A 14,642-nucleotide genomic window follows, 5' to 3' on the forward strand; every position below is an offset into this window, starting at 1 on the left:
GCTTTCTTCCTCCGCAGGGTTTCCGCCGTTTGCATTCTCCACTTTAAATTTCCTCCATGCCGCTTAAAAACAATATTTTCCATGCGAGCAAACCGGTCCGCCGCATTCTGCAAACACCCCGCGGAACGGGCTTGCGCCTTTTCCTAGCGAAAGACTGGGGATTTTTTATCCATCTTCATGAAAAATGCACATTCCCAAATATACCTGCATGGAAATTATTTAAATTTTATGACCGGAACCCTCCGGCAAAAGATAAAAAACACTTCTTATCCGCCCCGTTCCGCCTCATGTCATTCCGAGTGAACACACTTGCAGAAGATGGATTTTGGTAGTAGAATTTTCGCCATGTCATTGCAGCCTGCCGAACGCCGAGATTTCATCCGCGATATGATTTCTGATGACCTTGCCTCCGGCAAGCATCAGGCACCGGTAACCCGCTTCCCCCCGGAACCCAATGGTTACCTCCATATCGGACATGCCAAATCCATCTGCCTCAACTTCGGCATCGCCCAGGAATTCCCGGGCGCGCGCTGCCACCTGCGCTTTGACGACACCAACCCCAGCAAGGAAGACCAGGAATATGTGGACAGCATCCAGGAAGACATCCGCTGGCTGGGCTTTGACTGGGGGAAGAACCTCTTCTTTGCCAGCAACATGTTCGGCTTCTTCCATGAATGCGCCGTGGCCCTCATCAACAAGGGACTGGCCTACGTGGATGAACAGACGGTAGAGGAAATACGCGCCCAGCGCGGCAACGTGAACGTGCCCGGCGTGGAATCCCCCTACCGCAACCGTTCCGTAGAGGAAAACCTGGAACGCTTCCAGGCCATGAAAAACGGGGAAATTCCGGAAGGAAAGGCCATTCTGCGCGCTAAAATAGACATGGCCTCCAGCAACATGAACATGCGCGACCCCGTGCTGTACCGCATCATGTTTGCGGAACACCACAACACGGGCAACACCTGGTGCATCTACCCCATGTACGACTTTGCGCACCCGCTGGAAGACGCCTACGAGCACATCACGCACTCCCTCTGCACGCTGGAATTTGAAAACCACCGCCCCCTGTACGACTGGGTGATTGAAAACTGCCCCGTGCCGGCGCGTCCGCGCCAGACGGAATTCGCCCGGCTCAACCTCACCTACACCGTGATGAGCAAGCGCAAGCTGCTCCAGCTGGTGCAGGAAGGCCACGTCACCGGCTGGGACGATCCCCGGATGCCCACCGTCTCCGGCATGCGCCGCCGGGGCTACACGCCCGCCGCCATCCGGAACTTCTGCCAGACCATAGGCATCACCAAATTCAACGGCTTCACGGATGTGGCCCTGCTGGAATACAGCGTCAGGGAAGACCTGAACGCCAACGCGCCGCGCCGCATGGCCGTCCTCAACCCCCTCAAGGTCACCATCACCACCCTGCCGGAAGACGCGGAGGAAATGGCGGAAGTGCTGAACAACCCGGAAAAACCGGAAGAAGGCAGCCGCCAGATTCCCCTCACCCGGGAAGTCTGGATTGAACGGGACGACTTCATGCTGGACCCGCCCAAAAAATACTTCCGCCTGGCCCCGGGCCGCACGGTGCGCCTCCGCGGCGGCTACTGCATTACCTGCACGGACTACAGGCAGGATGCGGACGGCAACATCACGGAAATCCTCTGCGAGCACATCCCCGGCACCATCGGCTCCAACCCTCCGGAAGGAATCCAGTGCCGGGCGGCCATCCACTGGGTAAGCACCAGAGACGCCGTGGACGGTGAAATCCGCATCTATGACCGCCTCTTCACGGAGGAAAACCCGGATGCGGCGGAAGAAGGCTTCCTCTCCGTGATGAATCCCGGCTCCCTGACCGTCATCACAAACGCCAAGCTGGAACCCTCCCTGGGCGCTGCGGAGCCGGAATTCCGCTGCCAGTTTGAACGCCTCGGCTACTTTGTGGCGGACCGCAGGGACCACGTGCCCGGCCAGCGCCCCGTCTTCAACCGCACGGTGGCTCTCAAGGACTCCTGGGCCAAAAAGCAAAAATAACCTCCTTTCTATTCCCTCATATGGACAATCAACTTCAATTCTGCACTGTTGACGAAGCCGTGGAAGAAATCCGGCAGGGACGGATGATCATCGTCACGGACGATCCCGGCCGTGAAAACGAAGCGGACCTCATCATTGCCGCCGAGTTCGCCACTCCGGAAGCCATCAACTTCATGGTCACCCACGCCAGGGGCCTTGTCTGCGCCCCGCTTTCCCCGGAACGCGCGGACGCTCTCCAGCTCCCGCTCATGACCTCCGTCAACCGGGAAAACATGTCCACGGCCTTCACCGTCTCCGTAGACGCGGCCCATGACATCACCACGGGCATCAGCGCCGCGGAACGCTCCCTGACCATCCGCACGCTGGCAGACCCCAGGGCCACCGTCAACGACTTCGTGCAGCCCGGCCACACCTTCCCGCTGCGCGCCGTTCCCGGCGGGGTGCTGCGCCGCGCCGGCCACACGGAAGCCACCATTGACCTTGTGCGCATGGCGGGCCTCCAGCCTGCCGGCGTGTGCTGTGAAATCATGAAGGAAGACGGCACCATGGCCCGGACGGGGGACCTGGGCGGCTTCCAGAAAAAACATGGCCTGAAAGCCTGCACCGTAGCCCAGCTCATTGAATACCGCCGGGCCAAGGAAAAGCAGATACGCCTGGTGGAAACCGTCAAAATGCCTACGGACTACGGAGAATTCACCTGCCATCTTTACGAATCCCATCTGGACGGAGCCCTTCACCTGGCCCTGGTGCACGGGGAAATCTCCCCGGACAAGCCCACGCTGGTGCGCGTGCACAGCGAATGCCTTACCGGGGACGTCTTCGGCTCCCGCCGCTGCGACTGCGGCAGCCAGCTCCATACCGCCATGCGCCGCATTGCGCAGGAAGGCGGCGTGCTGCTCTACCTCCGGCAGGAGGGCCGCGGCATCGGCCTGGCGGCAAAACTCCATGCCTACAAACTCCAGGAACAGGGGCTGGACACCGTGGAGGCCAACCTCAAGCTCGGCTATCCGGACGACCTGCGCGACTACGGCATCGGCGCCCAGATCCTGCATGACCTGGGGGCGGACCAGCTCCGCCTGCTGACCAACAACCCCCGGAAAATTGTGGGCCTGGAAGGCTTCGGCATTAAAATAACGGAACAGGTCCCCCTCATTATCCCTCCCAACGAGCAAAACAGCAAATACCTGGCTACCAAAAAATGCAAGCTGGGCCATATTCTGTAACCTTATCCCCGCCCATCCCTTCATGTCCACGGAACTTCCTCCCCGCCAGCGTCCCACAGGCACGCGCGCCAAAATCTGCATCGTCGCTTCGGAATACAATGAGCAATACACCCAGGCCCTGGTAAACAACTGCTCGGAAGAGCTGGAAGCCGTGCTCCCGGCCGTGCGGCTGGAAATCATCCGCGTTCCGGGCGCCTTTGAAATCCCGGTGACCATCAAATCCGTCCTCTCCCGCTCTCCGGAAAAACGCCCTGACGCCGTCGTGGCCCTGGGGGTCATCCTGCGCGGCAGCACGGACCATGCGGACCTCATCGGCTCCACCATCACCCAGGCCCTCATGCAGGTGGCACTGGAATTTACCACCCCCGTCATTCATGAAGTCCTGCTCCTGAATGATGAAAAGCAGGCCTTTGCCCGCTGCATCGCCTCCCAGCTTAACCGCGGGCGGGAAGCGGCGCGCACCGCGGCCCGCATGGCGGAACTCTTCCTCAACTCCCTCTCCCGTCAATAAGGCCCGTTCTCTCCATTCTCTTCTCTACCGCCATGCTCTCACGCAACCAAATCAGACAAGCAGCCATCCAATACCTCTATGCCGCCTCCCAGGCTCCGGAAACGGAGCAGGAACAGGACGAGGGCATCTGGGACATCCTGATGGAACCCTTCCGGGGGGACTACTGCAAACTCAAGGCCAAGGCCGTCTCCGGCCACCTCACCCGGGACTATCCGGACAAACTGCGCCTCTTCGTCACCCGTGCCCGGGAAACGGCAGACAAGCTCCAGCATGACCCCCTCACCCTGCCCGTGCGCGACCAGCTCCAGGACCTTCTGGTCAAGGAAGGGGAATTCAACGCCTCCCTGCTCCAGTTGAAAAAGGCCCTGCATGAAGACCCCTCCAACGACAGGGGCACGCTTTCCGCCGCCTGTGACGCCGCCCAGGAACTTAACACCACCCTCATGCAGATGCGCCGCCGCCTGCTGGACGCCCTCAAGGACTTCCCGGCTTACGGCAGTGTCTGGGGGGCCCTCATTTCCTCCTGCAACAAGCTCCAGGAAATCAACGACCGCATCAACTGCCTCATCCACCCGGACGGCCGCCCCTCCCTGGCGGAAATGAAAAAAGTGGTGGAAGCCGGACAGGATGCGGACGGGCTCTACCGCGAAGCCAAAACCCTGGGAGAGGAAATCCTGCGCCGCCGGGACGAACTGGACGCCGCCATCAACGCCACGCTGGAAAACTACACCCCGGAACGCGTCAGCGCCATTGACCGCGCCATCCTGCGGCTGGGAGCCTACGAACTCCTGCACCGCAAGGACCTTCCGGCGCCCATCGTCATCTCGGAAGCCATCCGGCTGGCGGAACGCTTCTCCTCCGCGGAATCCCCCCGCTTCATCAACGGCGTGCTGGCCGGCATCTCAAAAACGGAACGCCCGGCGTAACCCCACCCCTGCATCATGGCTGGATTCTTCAAAAAACTCTTCACCAAATTCTCCCGCGGCGCCAAGATAGACTGGGACGAACTGGAAGCGGACCTGGTCACAGCGGACATCGGCATCAGGCGCGCCATGACCATTGCGGACCAACTGAGGGAAAGCAAGGGCCTGGATGCGGAAAACCTGGTGGAAGCCACCCGTGAAGTTCTCCGCCAGGCCTTTCCGGCCGCCGCTCCGTCCCTGCCCTCCCCTCCGGAAGGAAGGCCGCTGGTCATCCTGGTAGTGGGCGTCAACGGAACGGGAAAAACCACCTCCGCCGCCAAACTGGCCCACCTGCTCCAAAAACAGGGTTCCCGCGTCCTCCTGGCCGCGGCGGACACCTTCCGCGCCGCCGCCGTGGAACAGCTCCAGAGCTGGGCGGACAAGCTGGGTATTCCCATCTACAAGGGAGCCCACAACCAGGACCCGGCCTCCGTGTGCTATGAAGCCCACACGCAGGCCCTCCGTGAAGGATTCCAATACCTCATCTGCGACACGGCGGGGCGTCTCCACACGCGCCACAACCTCATGGAGGAACTCTCCAAAATCCGCCGTACCCTTGCCAAGCAGGATGCGTCCGCGCCCCACCGCACCCTGCTGGTGGTGGATGCCACCACGGGCGCGAACGCCCTGGCCCAGGCCAGGGAATTCCATAAGGCCACCCCTCTGGACTCCGTCATCATCACCAAGATGGACGGCTCCGGAAAAGGCGGCGTGGCCGTAGCCATCATGGATGAAATGCGCATCTCCCCGGCCTTCCTGGGGACGGGCGAAGGCGCAGAAGATTTTGAACCCTTCAACCGGGACCGCTACGTAGACTCCCTGCTGTAACGGGCCCTCCGCTCCCATGCCCCCGCTCCCCCTCATTACCGCCCAGACGGAGGAAAAGCTGCTCGCGTTCCTGACGGAACACGGCCATACCAAATTCCGCGTCCAGCAGGTCATGGACTGGGTCTGGCGCAAGCGCGTCACCTCCTTTGACGCCATGACCAACCTTTCCCCGGGACTCAGAACCCTGCTGGCGGAAAACTTCCGCTTCCACTCTCCTGAAATCGTGGAAATCCACGGTTCCGCGGACACCACGCGGAAATTCCTCACCAGAATGGAAGACGGCAGCCTGGTGGAATCCGTCATTATCCCCGCCGCCGCTGCGGAAGACGGGGAGCAATCGGACCGCATCACCCTGTGCGTCTCCTCCCAGGTAGGCTGCGCCTTCGGCTGCAAATTCTGCGCCTCCGGCCTGCTGGGGCTTAAACGCAACCTCACTACGGGAGAAATCATCGGCCAGATCCTCTCTGCGGAAACCATCGCCGGGAAACGGGTCAACAACCTCGTCTTCATGGGCATGGGGGAACCGCTCTCCAACTTTGACAACCTGGAGGACGCCCTGGAAATCATCACCTCCCACCGGGGGCTGGAAATAGGAGCGCGCCACATCACCATCTCCACCTCCGGATTCGTTCCCGGACTGAAAAAACTGGCTGCCTATCCCCGGCAAATCCGCCTGGCCGTCTCCCTGCACGGAGCCACGGACGAGGTAAGGGACCAGATCATGCCGGTCAACAAAAAATGGCCCCTCTCCCAGCTCATTCCCGCGCTGGAGGAATGGGGGCGGGACAGGAACCAGATGCCCACGCTGGAATACATCCTCATCAAGGACGTGAACGACTCCCTGAAGGATGCGTCCCAACTTGTCCGCATCGCCAAAAAGCTGCATGCCAAGGTGAACCTCATCCCGTACAACACCGTGGAGGGGCTTCCCTGGGAACGCCCCTCGGAAGGCCGCTGCCGCGCCTTCCGGGACGCCGTCCACAAAGCGCGCATCCCCGTCACCATGCGGTATGAAAAAGGCCATGACATCAACGCCGCCTGCGGCCAGTTGAGACTGAGGAAGGAAAAGGAAAATAACGAAGGCTCCCCCGGCTGCCGCGCCTGAACCTTTCTCCGAATTTCCTGAACTGCGGGCAGTATTTATTTTGCCCGGAGTCTCCGGTTATGCTATTCCTTTCCCGCCGGATGCCACCCATCCCGCCGCCGCATCATGGACACTACGGACACCCTATCCTCCTCCCCACTGGAACTGACCAAGGCCCCCCGCAAAGCCCCGGCCCTGGACCTACGGGACATTCCGCAGGCCCCCGGTCCGGAAAAGGGCGTGCTGGCCCTCATGGCCATGGACCCCGCCACCTACGTAGGGCAGTGCGTCACCATCGGCATGACGGAAGACTACTTCTACCTGCCCGCTCACAAGCTGCTGTGGCGCCTCTTCCAGGGGCGCTACAATAAAAACGAACCCATTGACATCGTCTCCATCACCCAGGCTCTGGAAGACATGCACCAGCTGGAAGCTGTGGGCGGAAGCGCGGGACTGGCGGAAATCTACACCTTCACCACCACTGGAGCGTACTTTGAACACTACCTCAACGTACTGAAGGACAAATTCATCCTCCGCTCCATCATTGACATCGCCACCCAGTCCACCACGCAAGCCTTTGACAATCCGGATGACGTAGCGGAACTGCTGGACTCCGTGGAAACGCACATCTTCCAGATACGGGAGCGGTACAACAGCGCCAAGGACGAACAAAGCCTGGCGAACATCCTCAAGCAAGCCGTCACCAACTTTGAAAAATTCATTGCCAGCAAGGGGCAAATCCAGGGCCTGACCACCGGATTTGAAGAACTGGACAAAAAGAGCAACGGCCTCAAGCCGGGAGACATGTTCATCATCGCCGCCCGCCCCTCCATGGGCAAAACCTCCTTCCTGCTCAACATCGTGGAGCATATCTCACTGAATGAGAAAAAGCCCACGCTGCTCTTCTCCTGTGAAATGCCCGCCGTCCAGATCGTGGAGCGCCTTCTTTTCGCCCGCTCCGGGGTCCGCAGCCGGGAAATCATCAAGAGAGGAAACCTTACCCAGCTGGAAATGAAGCACTTCAAGCAGGCGGTCAAGGAAGTGGGGGCCTCCCAGCTTGTCATTGATGATACGGCGGCCATTTCCATCAACGAGCTCCGGGCCAAGGCCCGCCGCGTCATGCGGGACCAGGGGGGCCTGGCAGCCATCGGCGTGGACTACCTCCAGCTCATGCGCTCCCATTCCAAACAGGCCGCCAACAGCCGTGAACGAGAAGTTGCGGAAATCTCCGCCGGGCTCAAGGCCCTGGCCAAGGAACTCAAGGTACCCGTCATCGTCCTGGCCCAGCTCAACCGCGGCCCGGAAAGCCGTACGGGAGCCAGCCTGGGCGTGCCCCGCATCTCCGACCTTCGTGAATCCGGCTCCATTGAACAAGACGCGGACATGATCGGCCTGCTCTACCGCTCCGCCTACTATGCGGAAGATGAAGAAAAACGCCAGCAGATGGCCGGACGAGCCAACCTTCACCTGGCTAAAAACCGCAACGGCCCCACGGGGGACGTTCCGCTTCACTTTGAAGCGGAACTCATGCGCTTCTCCACGCGCGAAGCGGACGAGCACGACCAGGAAAACGAATAGCCCCCCTCACTCACTTCCGGTTTCTGCGGATTTACAATCCGGAGTCAAGCTGTGATTCTTAGGGAAAATAACTTGCGACGGCGCCCCTTTACCTATGGGGAGCCGTTTATATGAAATGGGAAACCGTCCGGGTTGCCGGACTTCGGCGAGGAATGCCGAAGGCCTCTGCGGCATCTGAATTTGAAAGGGAGCATTAGCAAACTCTCTTTTCTGGAAGCCGGTACGTCCTGACGGACGCATGTATTTCCATTGCCGCATAGGTACGCGGCCCCCTTGGCGAAGAGATGGACATTTTTCCGGTTTCAGCCCGTGACGGATTGTAAATCCGGTAGCTTCATGGTAGCGCCAGCGTCTCTTCTGGGCTTATTGATCAAGTTATTTCTGTTTTAATATGAAAAAAACCTTATCTATCGCCGCCATGCTTTGCGGATTGTGTGTTTGTGCCAATGCCGCCAGCATGGTTACGGAATGGACAGGCGGAGCCGGTCCTACGGAAGGAAACACCTATGAACTGGGCAACGCGGACAACTGGAGCAACGGCGTTCCCAGCCGCGGCAACGGCCAGGGCCCGGATGTCATCTTCAACAATTCTGGAACCGTGAACGTCAACGGCTCCATGGTGGACACCTCCGACGGCGGCGGCATCACCGTTACGGGCAACAGCAACGTTACCGTCGGCGGCACCCGCTACATGGGGAATGTGACGGTTGGCTCCGGTTCCATCCTCAACCTTGGACAAGTGGACTTCAAAAGCAGTGACATCACCCTTGACGGAGCCCTCAACCTCACCGTTTGCGGCATTGATTCCGGCGGCGACGGCGCGCGGCTTGTCTTCGGTATTGGGGGTATCATGAACGTCAACCAGAAAATCTGGGGTGCGTCCAGCTTTTCCGTCTCCGGGCTGCTGGCCACCACGTCCGCAGACCTGACCGTGGGAGAATTCCAGTTCGTCACGCGCACGCTGGTCAATTCCGCCGGCTTTGAGGGAGGGGACATTTCCCTGGGGGAATTCCTGGCAGAGGACGGCAGTTCCCTGACCAAAGCCTCCGCCAAGATGGAAGGAGACGCCGCTGACTACCAGGGCCAGTACTACGTTTACAAGGATGGAAACACCATCAAGGTGCAATACGTGGTGGGAGGCGCCGTTCCGGAACCCGCCACGGCCACGCTCAGCCTGCTGGGGCTGGCTGCGCTGATGCTGCGCCGCAGGCGCGCCTGATTTCTTAATCCTCCCTTACTTCTACAAGGGCTGTGCGTCAAGGCGCACGGCCCTTTTTGCATGCCCGTGTGACGGAAACGTCACAGAAAATATCTTCACGCCATTTTCCGGTGCCGTAGGATGCTTCCGTCACATTCCTTCAGCATCATGGAAGCCCGCGCCAAATCACTCAACGAACGTCTCCGCACGCTCATCTCCCTTTTCTTCGGTCTCGCCATCGGCTGCGCCCTCCTCTTCGGGGAATCCCGCTGGGAAATGTCCCCGCTCATTGAAGAAAGCCTCATGCTGCTGGCCTGCTTCATGGCCGGCATAGGCGCTTTCGGCCGCATCTGGTGCTCCCTGTACATTGCAGGGTATAAAAACAACGTCCTGGTCATTGAAGGCCCGTACTCCATGTGCCGCAATCCTCTGTACTTCTTCAGCTTCATCGGCGGCATAGGCGTGGCCTGCGCCACGGAAACCTTCACCATCCCGCTGCTGACGGCGCTGGCCTTCGGAATCTATTACCCCTCCGTCATTAAAAAGGAACAGGAACGGCTCATCTCCCTGTTTGGAGACGCTTACCGGAACTACTGCCGGAACGTACCTTCCTTCATTCCCTCCCTCTCACGGTTAAAACCGCCCCCCGCCACCTATTCCGTCAATCCCGCGACGTTCACGCACAACATCGTGGACGCCCTGTGGTTCATCTGGTTCATCGGCATCTTTGAATTCATCAGCGGCCTGCATGAGGCGGGAATACTCCCCGTGTGGTTCCTCATTCCGTGACCGTCTCCCTTCTTCTGGCGTCCAGCAGTCCGGCCAGGGCCTTCTGGGAAACCATCTGCCGGAAGGAATCGCGGTCCCGCGGATAAAGCATCATCTCCGTCCGCGTTTCTCCCCCCCGGAAAGCCCAGGCAAGCCAGACGGTGCCCACGGGTTTTTCCGGCGTGCCGCCCCCCGGCCCCGCAATGCCGCTAACGGCCACAGCCACATCCGCCCCGGAACGGTCCAGGGCGCCCTCCGCCATCGCTTTCACCACGGGTTCGCTCACCGCCCCATGGAGTTTCAAAACTTTCTCCGGCACGCCCAGCATCTTTTCCTTCGCCCGGTCGGCATAAGTCACCCAGCCGAATTCAAAAACCCCGGAGGACCCCGGCACGTCCGTAATCCTCTTGGCAATCAGGCCGCCGGTACAGCTCTCCGCCGTGGCCACCTTCAACCCCTGGGCAGCCAGATGGAGCACGACGGCCTTCTCCAGGGAAGCCCCCGCGGGCGTCAGCACATACGCCCCGGCCAGGATGCGCAGGCGCGCCTCCCCCTGCTTCAAAGCCGCCTCATCACCCACCAGGCGCACGTCCACTTCTCCGATGCGCGCGCAATACGCCACCTCCAGCCCCGGCACCTGGTGCAGGGAACCATCCACCAGCTCCTGAAGATCGCTCTCTCCAATGCCCACCAAGCGGAAAACGCGCAAATGGGGAATATCCTTCTCCGCCAAATCTTCCAGCATGGGCATCACGGAATGCTCCACCATCGGCCTTAACTCCCCCGGAGGCCCGGGCAATAAAATAAACATGGGGAGGGAGCCGCCGGCAGGCATCACCAGGCCGGGAGCCGTGCCGTTGGCATTCTCCAGCACCGCGGCTCCGTCCGGAACCATGGCCTGCTTGAAATTGCACTCCGCAATGGAAATCCCCCTGCGTTCAAAATAGCTCTTCAGCCCTTCCGCCACATGCTCGTCACGGTGCATGTCCACGCCGCACACGTCGCACAGGGCCTCCCGGGTCACATCGTCGCTCGTCGGTCCCAGGCCGCCGCTCACGATCACGATGTCCGCGCGCCGGGCGCTCTCCCTCATGGCCTCATTAATGGCATAACCGTCGGGAACCACCGTCTGCCTCTCCACGCGGAACCCTGCTTCAAACAGCCTGTTGCCCAGCCAGGCGGCATTCGTATTCACAACGCTCCCCAGCAAAATCTCCGTACCGGTGTTGATCAATTCAACCCTGATCTGATTCATGCCGCCAGTATGCTCCCCCACCCGCCCCGTGACATGCAACAATCCTGCCATGTACTACAAAAAACTTCATTTGAATGCGCCTTGGGATACAGTATGGGCACTGACAAAGACTATGAGTACACCTTCCCGGCCCCGCGCCACCAAAATCATCTGCACCATTGGACCAGCAACAGACACTTCCGACATGCTGGGCCAGCTTATTGAAGCCGGAGCCAACGTCTTCCGGCTCAACATGAGCCACTCCAAACACGACTGGGTCCGGGAAGTCGTCTTCCGCATCCGCCGGAAAGCCGCTGAACTTCAGGCGAACGTAGCCATCCTCTTTGACCTCCAGGGCCCCTCCATCCGCACCGGCGACCTGGCTGAACCCTATCACCTGAAAAAGGGGGATACGCTGGAAATCCGCCTGAGCACCGCCAAGCCGGAAATTCCCTTCTCCACCACAGTGAACTATGACGGGCTCCTGCAGGACGTCCAGGTGGGACACACCATGGTGGTGGACAACGGCGGCATCCTCATGCGCATTGAGGAAGTGCGCCCGGACAGGCTCATCTGCAAGGTGCTTACGGAAGGCGTTTTCGGCTCCCGCCGCCACATCAACCTCCCCGGCGTGGCGCTGCGCCTTCCGGCCCTTACGGAAAAAGACCTGGCGGACCTGGCCGTAGCCGTGGAATGCGAGACGGACTACGTAGCCATGTCCTTCGTCCGGGATGCCGCCCACATCGCCCAGCTCCGGGAACACATTGACACCCTGGGCGGAAGGGCCCAAATTGTCGCCAAAATAGAAGACCAGCAGGCCATCCGCCACATTGACGACATCATTCTGGCCGCAGACGTCATCATGGTCGCGCGCGGCGACCTGGGCATTGAAGTCAGCATTGAAGAACTTCCGATCATCCAGCGCCGCATCATCCGCCACTGCCACAGGCTGGGGCGCCGCTGCATCGTAGCCACCCACATGCTGGAATCCATGATCACCCAGCCCACTCCCACCCGTGCGGAAGTAACGGACGTATCCAACGCCATCTTTGAACAGGCGGACGCCGTCATGCTCTCCGGCGAAACCTCCGTGGGCAATTATCCCGTGCGCTGCGTGGAAGTGCTGGACTCCATCGCCCACCGCATGGAACGTTCCGGCAATCTCAACTTTGCCGCGTCCGCCATCCTGAGCGGGGACCGCCAGAAAGCCACCAAGGCGGCCATCTCCCTGGCGGACTCCGTGGAAAACGCCTGCATGGTCATCTTTACCCGCCGCGGCCTGGCCGCCACGCAGGCAGCCGTTCTCAGACCGGAACGGGCGGCTATCTTCGCATTCAGCAATGATCCCGTCGTCGTCCGTCAACTGGCGCTGGCCCGCGACGTCACCGCCTTTGAATCCCCCTTCCTGAAAGATCCCGCGCGCATGATCTCCACCGCACTGGACCTGCTGAAGGAAAAAGGGCTGATCATCTCCGGGCAGCCCGTCGTCATCCAGGGGGACAGCCTCCAGGGGGAACTGCTAGCGGACTCCATCATCTTCATGCGTGCGGAATAAGAAGAAAGGTCTTGGCCTTCCTGTCCCTTCAGGAGCCGCAGAAGCCTGCGGCATTCCCTGAAGGATTTCCACTGACCGTGGAAATTGTCCCCCTTCCCGCCTTCCCATGGTCCCCTGCCGGGAAACATCCGGAACTACCTCTCCCTGCGAATTCCATCCAACTGCCCCTTTGATGAAAACATCTCCCCGCTTCCGCGTGGTACAGGAACCAGCCGCGTGGCCCCTTCCTGCTCCCCTGATGGAACTTCTGCTGGATGCTGATCCGGATGAACGCCAGGTGGCGGACCACCTGGCCCACGGCGAACTATACGTTGCACGGGACCGCGGCACTCTCGCCGGAGCCGTCGTCATCCGCCCCACGGCGGATGACACCTGGGAAATCATGAACTGCTCCGTCTCCCCTGAATATAGAAGGCAGGGCTGCGGAACCGCGCTGGTGCTGCACGCTCTGAACGTCATCAGGGACAAGGGAGCCCGTTACGCGGAACTGGGGACGTCCGATGCCTCCCCCGGCCCCATGGCCCTGTATGAAAGCTGCGGTTTCCAGACGGCAGGCGTCATCAAAAACCACTTTACGGAGAGCTATCCGGAACCCGTGTGGGACAACGGCGTGCAGTGCATTGACATGATCCGCATGCGTGCGGAGCTGTCCCTGCCCCCTCCTGCTCAGAAGGAATAAACCAGGCTGACTCCCGTCACCCAGCTATTGCCTTTCACCAGCGTTCTTCCGTATACCCGGTTCACCCCGTGGGCGCCCTTGCCAAGCCAGTGAAGCCCTACAAACGGCTCCACAAAAACGTTCCCGAACAAACGGTAATTCGCCGTCACCCGGACGTACAGGGACTGCCAGCCATTGCCGCTGGAAGGCCAGTAGGAGGCACTCAGCACCGCGCCGAACTTGAACCCCATGTAAAGATTCTCCGTCATCCGGAAATCCGATCCCGTGCACATGTCAAACCACCATCCCGTGATGCCGTAAAAGGAATAAGCCGCGCTGCCCTGCGCATAAAAACCGGGCAGGAAGCCCAGGTCATGGCGCAGAATCAGAGCTGACTCATACGTCGTCCCGCCGTTGCCGAACAGGCGTTCGGCAGCAAACCCCGCCATCCCGCCGTCAATCATGCGCAGGGATAACGCGGCGTAAGTGGCTTTTCCAAACTTCCGCTGGATCCCGAGGTCGGCCACCGTTTCATTCTCCATGTCTACCGCCGGATGGCCCAGGAATATTTCCTCCCTCATAGCCAGAATCAGGGAATACCGGTCATTCAGGTCGCTCCTCCAGTCCAGGCGCACGGGGACCGTTGGATTGCACCCTCCGGGAATCAAGCCGCGGAACTCGTAGTTGGTGGAATAGCCCGCCTTCAAACTGCCGCTCACGGGTCTCAAGGGAGGATCGGAAGGCGTATCCGGAATGCGTGACTCCGCCAGGGAAATTGAAACGGAAACGGCCAGAACCGCCCCAAGAGCAGAAAAAAAGGGAAAATGCATAAACTCGGAACTACGGTGCTGCAACATTCTGAATAAAAATGCTCCCGCTGGCAACAAGCAAAAAAAGAAGCGGGAACATTATTCTCCGCATCAGGAACTTCATCCAGCTAAGAGCCATTCACCCCGGAAGAAATAAACAGGGCCGAACCGGACTGCAACGCCGGAATACCTACAGGATTTGCCTGTAT

The 14,642-nt window shown here is 60.1% G+C and carries 14 protein-coding genes; 12 read left to right on the forward strand and 2 right to left on the reverse strand.

From position 1 onward, the window contains the following. The first annotated feature begins 56 nt into the window (after window positions 1-56). From HHJ06_RS02305 to HHJ06_RS02350, 10 genes are all read left to right on the forward strand, one after another. Entirely contained in the window at window positions 57-332 is a 276-nt protein-coding gene (locus HHJ06_RS02305) for a hypothetical protein (protein ID WP_215427198.1), read from the forward strand. Window positions 333-345: 13 nt separating this feature from the next. Then, window positions 346-2,025: a glutamine--tRNA ligase/YqeY domain fusion protein gene (locus HHJ06_RS02310; protein ID WP_215427200.1), complete on the forward strand. Its 1,680-nt coding sequence runs from the start codon at window positions 346-348 to the stop codon at window positions 2,023-2,025. 20 nt (window positions 2,026-2,045) lie between these two features. Beyond that, a complete protein-coding gene (locus HHJ06_RS02315) occupies window positions 2,046-3,248 on the forward strand; it encodes a bifunctional 3,4-dihydroxy-2-butanone-4-phosphate synthase/GTP cyclohydrolase II (RefSeq protein WP_215427202.1) in 1,203 nt (400 codons plus the stop codon). A 22-nt stretch (window positions 3,249-3,270) separates the two neighbouring features. Then, the gene (gene ribH, locus HHJ06_RS02320; protein ID WP_215427205.1) at window positions 3,271-3,759 is read left to right on the forward strand and encodes a 6,7-dimethyl-8-ribityllumazine synthase; all 489 of its coding nucleotides are present in this window, start codon (window positions 3,271-3,273) and stop codon (window positions 3,757-3,759) included. A 32-nt stretch (window positions 3,760-3,791) separates the two neighbouring features. Next, the gene (gene nusB, locus HHJ06_RS02325; protein WP_215427207.1) at window positions 3,792-4,685 is read left to right on the forward strand and encodes a transcription antitermination factor NusB; all 894 of its coding nucleotides are present in this window, start codon (window positions 3,792-3,794) and stop codon (window positions 4,683-4,685) included. A gap of 15 nt (window positions 4,686-4,700) precedes the next feature. Next, on the forward strand, window positions 4,701-5,549 hold the full coding sequence (ftsY, locus tag HHJ06_RS02330; protein ID WP_215427208.1) for a signal recognition particle-docking protein FtsY: 849 nt from the start codon (window positions 4,701-4,703) through the stop codon (window positions 5,547-5,549). 16 nt (window positions 5,550-5,565) lie between these two features. After that, entirely contained in the window at window positions 5,566-6,654 is a 1,089-nt protein-coding gene (gene rlmN / locus HHJ06_RS02335) for a 23S rRNA (adenine(2503)-C(2))-methyltransferase RlmN (protein ID WP_215427210.1), read from the forward strand. 105 nt (window positions 6,655-6,759) lie between these two features. Continuing rightward, the gene (gene dnaB / locus HHJ06_RS02340; RefSeq protein ID WP_215427212.1) at window positions 6,760-8,211 is read left to right on the forward strand and encodes a replicative DNA helicase; all 1,452 of its coding nucleotides are present in this window, start codon (window positions 6,760-6,762) and stop codon (window positions 8,209-8,211) included. A 391-nt stretch (window positions 8,212-8,602) separates the two neighbouring features. Then, the gene (locus HHJ06_RS02345) at window positions 8,603-9,430 is read left to right on the forward strand and encodes a PEP-CTERM sorting domain-containing protein (protein WP_215427214.1); all 828 of its coding nucleotides are present in this window, start codon (window positions 8,603-8,605) and stop codon (window positions 9,428-9,430) included. A gap of 120 nt (window positions 9,431-9,550) precedes the next feature. Continuing rightward, window positions 9,551-10,198 carry a methyltransferase family protein gene (locus HHJ06_RS02350; RefSeq protein WP_215427216.1) on the forward strand — a complete coding sequence of 216 codons (648 nt, stop codon included), beginning with the start codon at window positions 9,551-9,553 and terminating at the stop codon, window positions 10,196-10,198. Here HHJ06_RS02350 and HHJ06_RS02355 read toward each other — a convergent pair. Continuing rightward, the gene (locus HHJ06_RS02355) at window positions 10,188-11,432 is read right to left on the reverse strand and encodes a competence/damage-inducible protein A (protein ID WP_215427218.1); all 1,245 of its coding nucleotides are present in this window, start codon (window positions 11,430-11,432) and stop codon (window positions 10,188-10,190) included. The two genes, HHJ06_RS02350 and HHJ06_RS02355, sit on opposite strands and share 11 nt — an antisense overlap. A gap of 112 nt (window positions 11,433-11,544) precedes the next feature. On the opposite strand from HHJ06_RS02355, the gene pyk reads away from it, so the two are divergent. After that, window positions 11,545-12,966, forward strand: coding sequence for a pyruvate kinase (gene pyk / locus HHJ06_RS02360; RefSeq protein WP_215427220.1), 1,422 nt, complete (start codon window positions 11,545-11,547; stop codon window positions 12,964-12,966). Between the two features lie 172 nt (window positions 12,967-13,138). Next, the gene (locus tag HHJ06_RS02365; RefSeq protein WP_215427222.1) at window positions 13,139-13,645 is read left to right on the forward strand and encodes a GNAT family N-acetyltransferase; all 507 of its coding nucleotides are present in this window, start codon (window positions 13,139-13,141) and stop codon (window positions 13,643-13,645) included. On the opposite strand, the gene HHJ06_RS02370 is transcribed toward HHJ06_RS02365, so the two are convergent. Then, on the reverse strand, window positions 13,633-14,343 hold the full coding sequence (locus HHJ06_RS02370; protein WP_215427224.1) for a hypothetical protein: 711 nt from the start codon (window positions 14,341-14,343) through the stop codon (window positions 13,633-13,635). The genes HHJ06_RS02365 and HHJ06_RS02370 overlap by 13 nt on opposite strands. Between the last annotated feature and the right edge of the window lie 299 nt (window positions 14,344-14,642).

This window comes from Akkermansia muciniphila, assembly GCF_018709685.1.
GTDB classification, from domain to species: domain Bacteria; phylum Verrucomicrobiota; class Verrucomicrobiia; order Verrucomicrobiales; family Akkermansiaceae; genus Akkermansia; species Akkermansia muciniphila_E.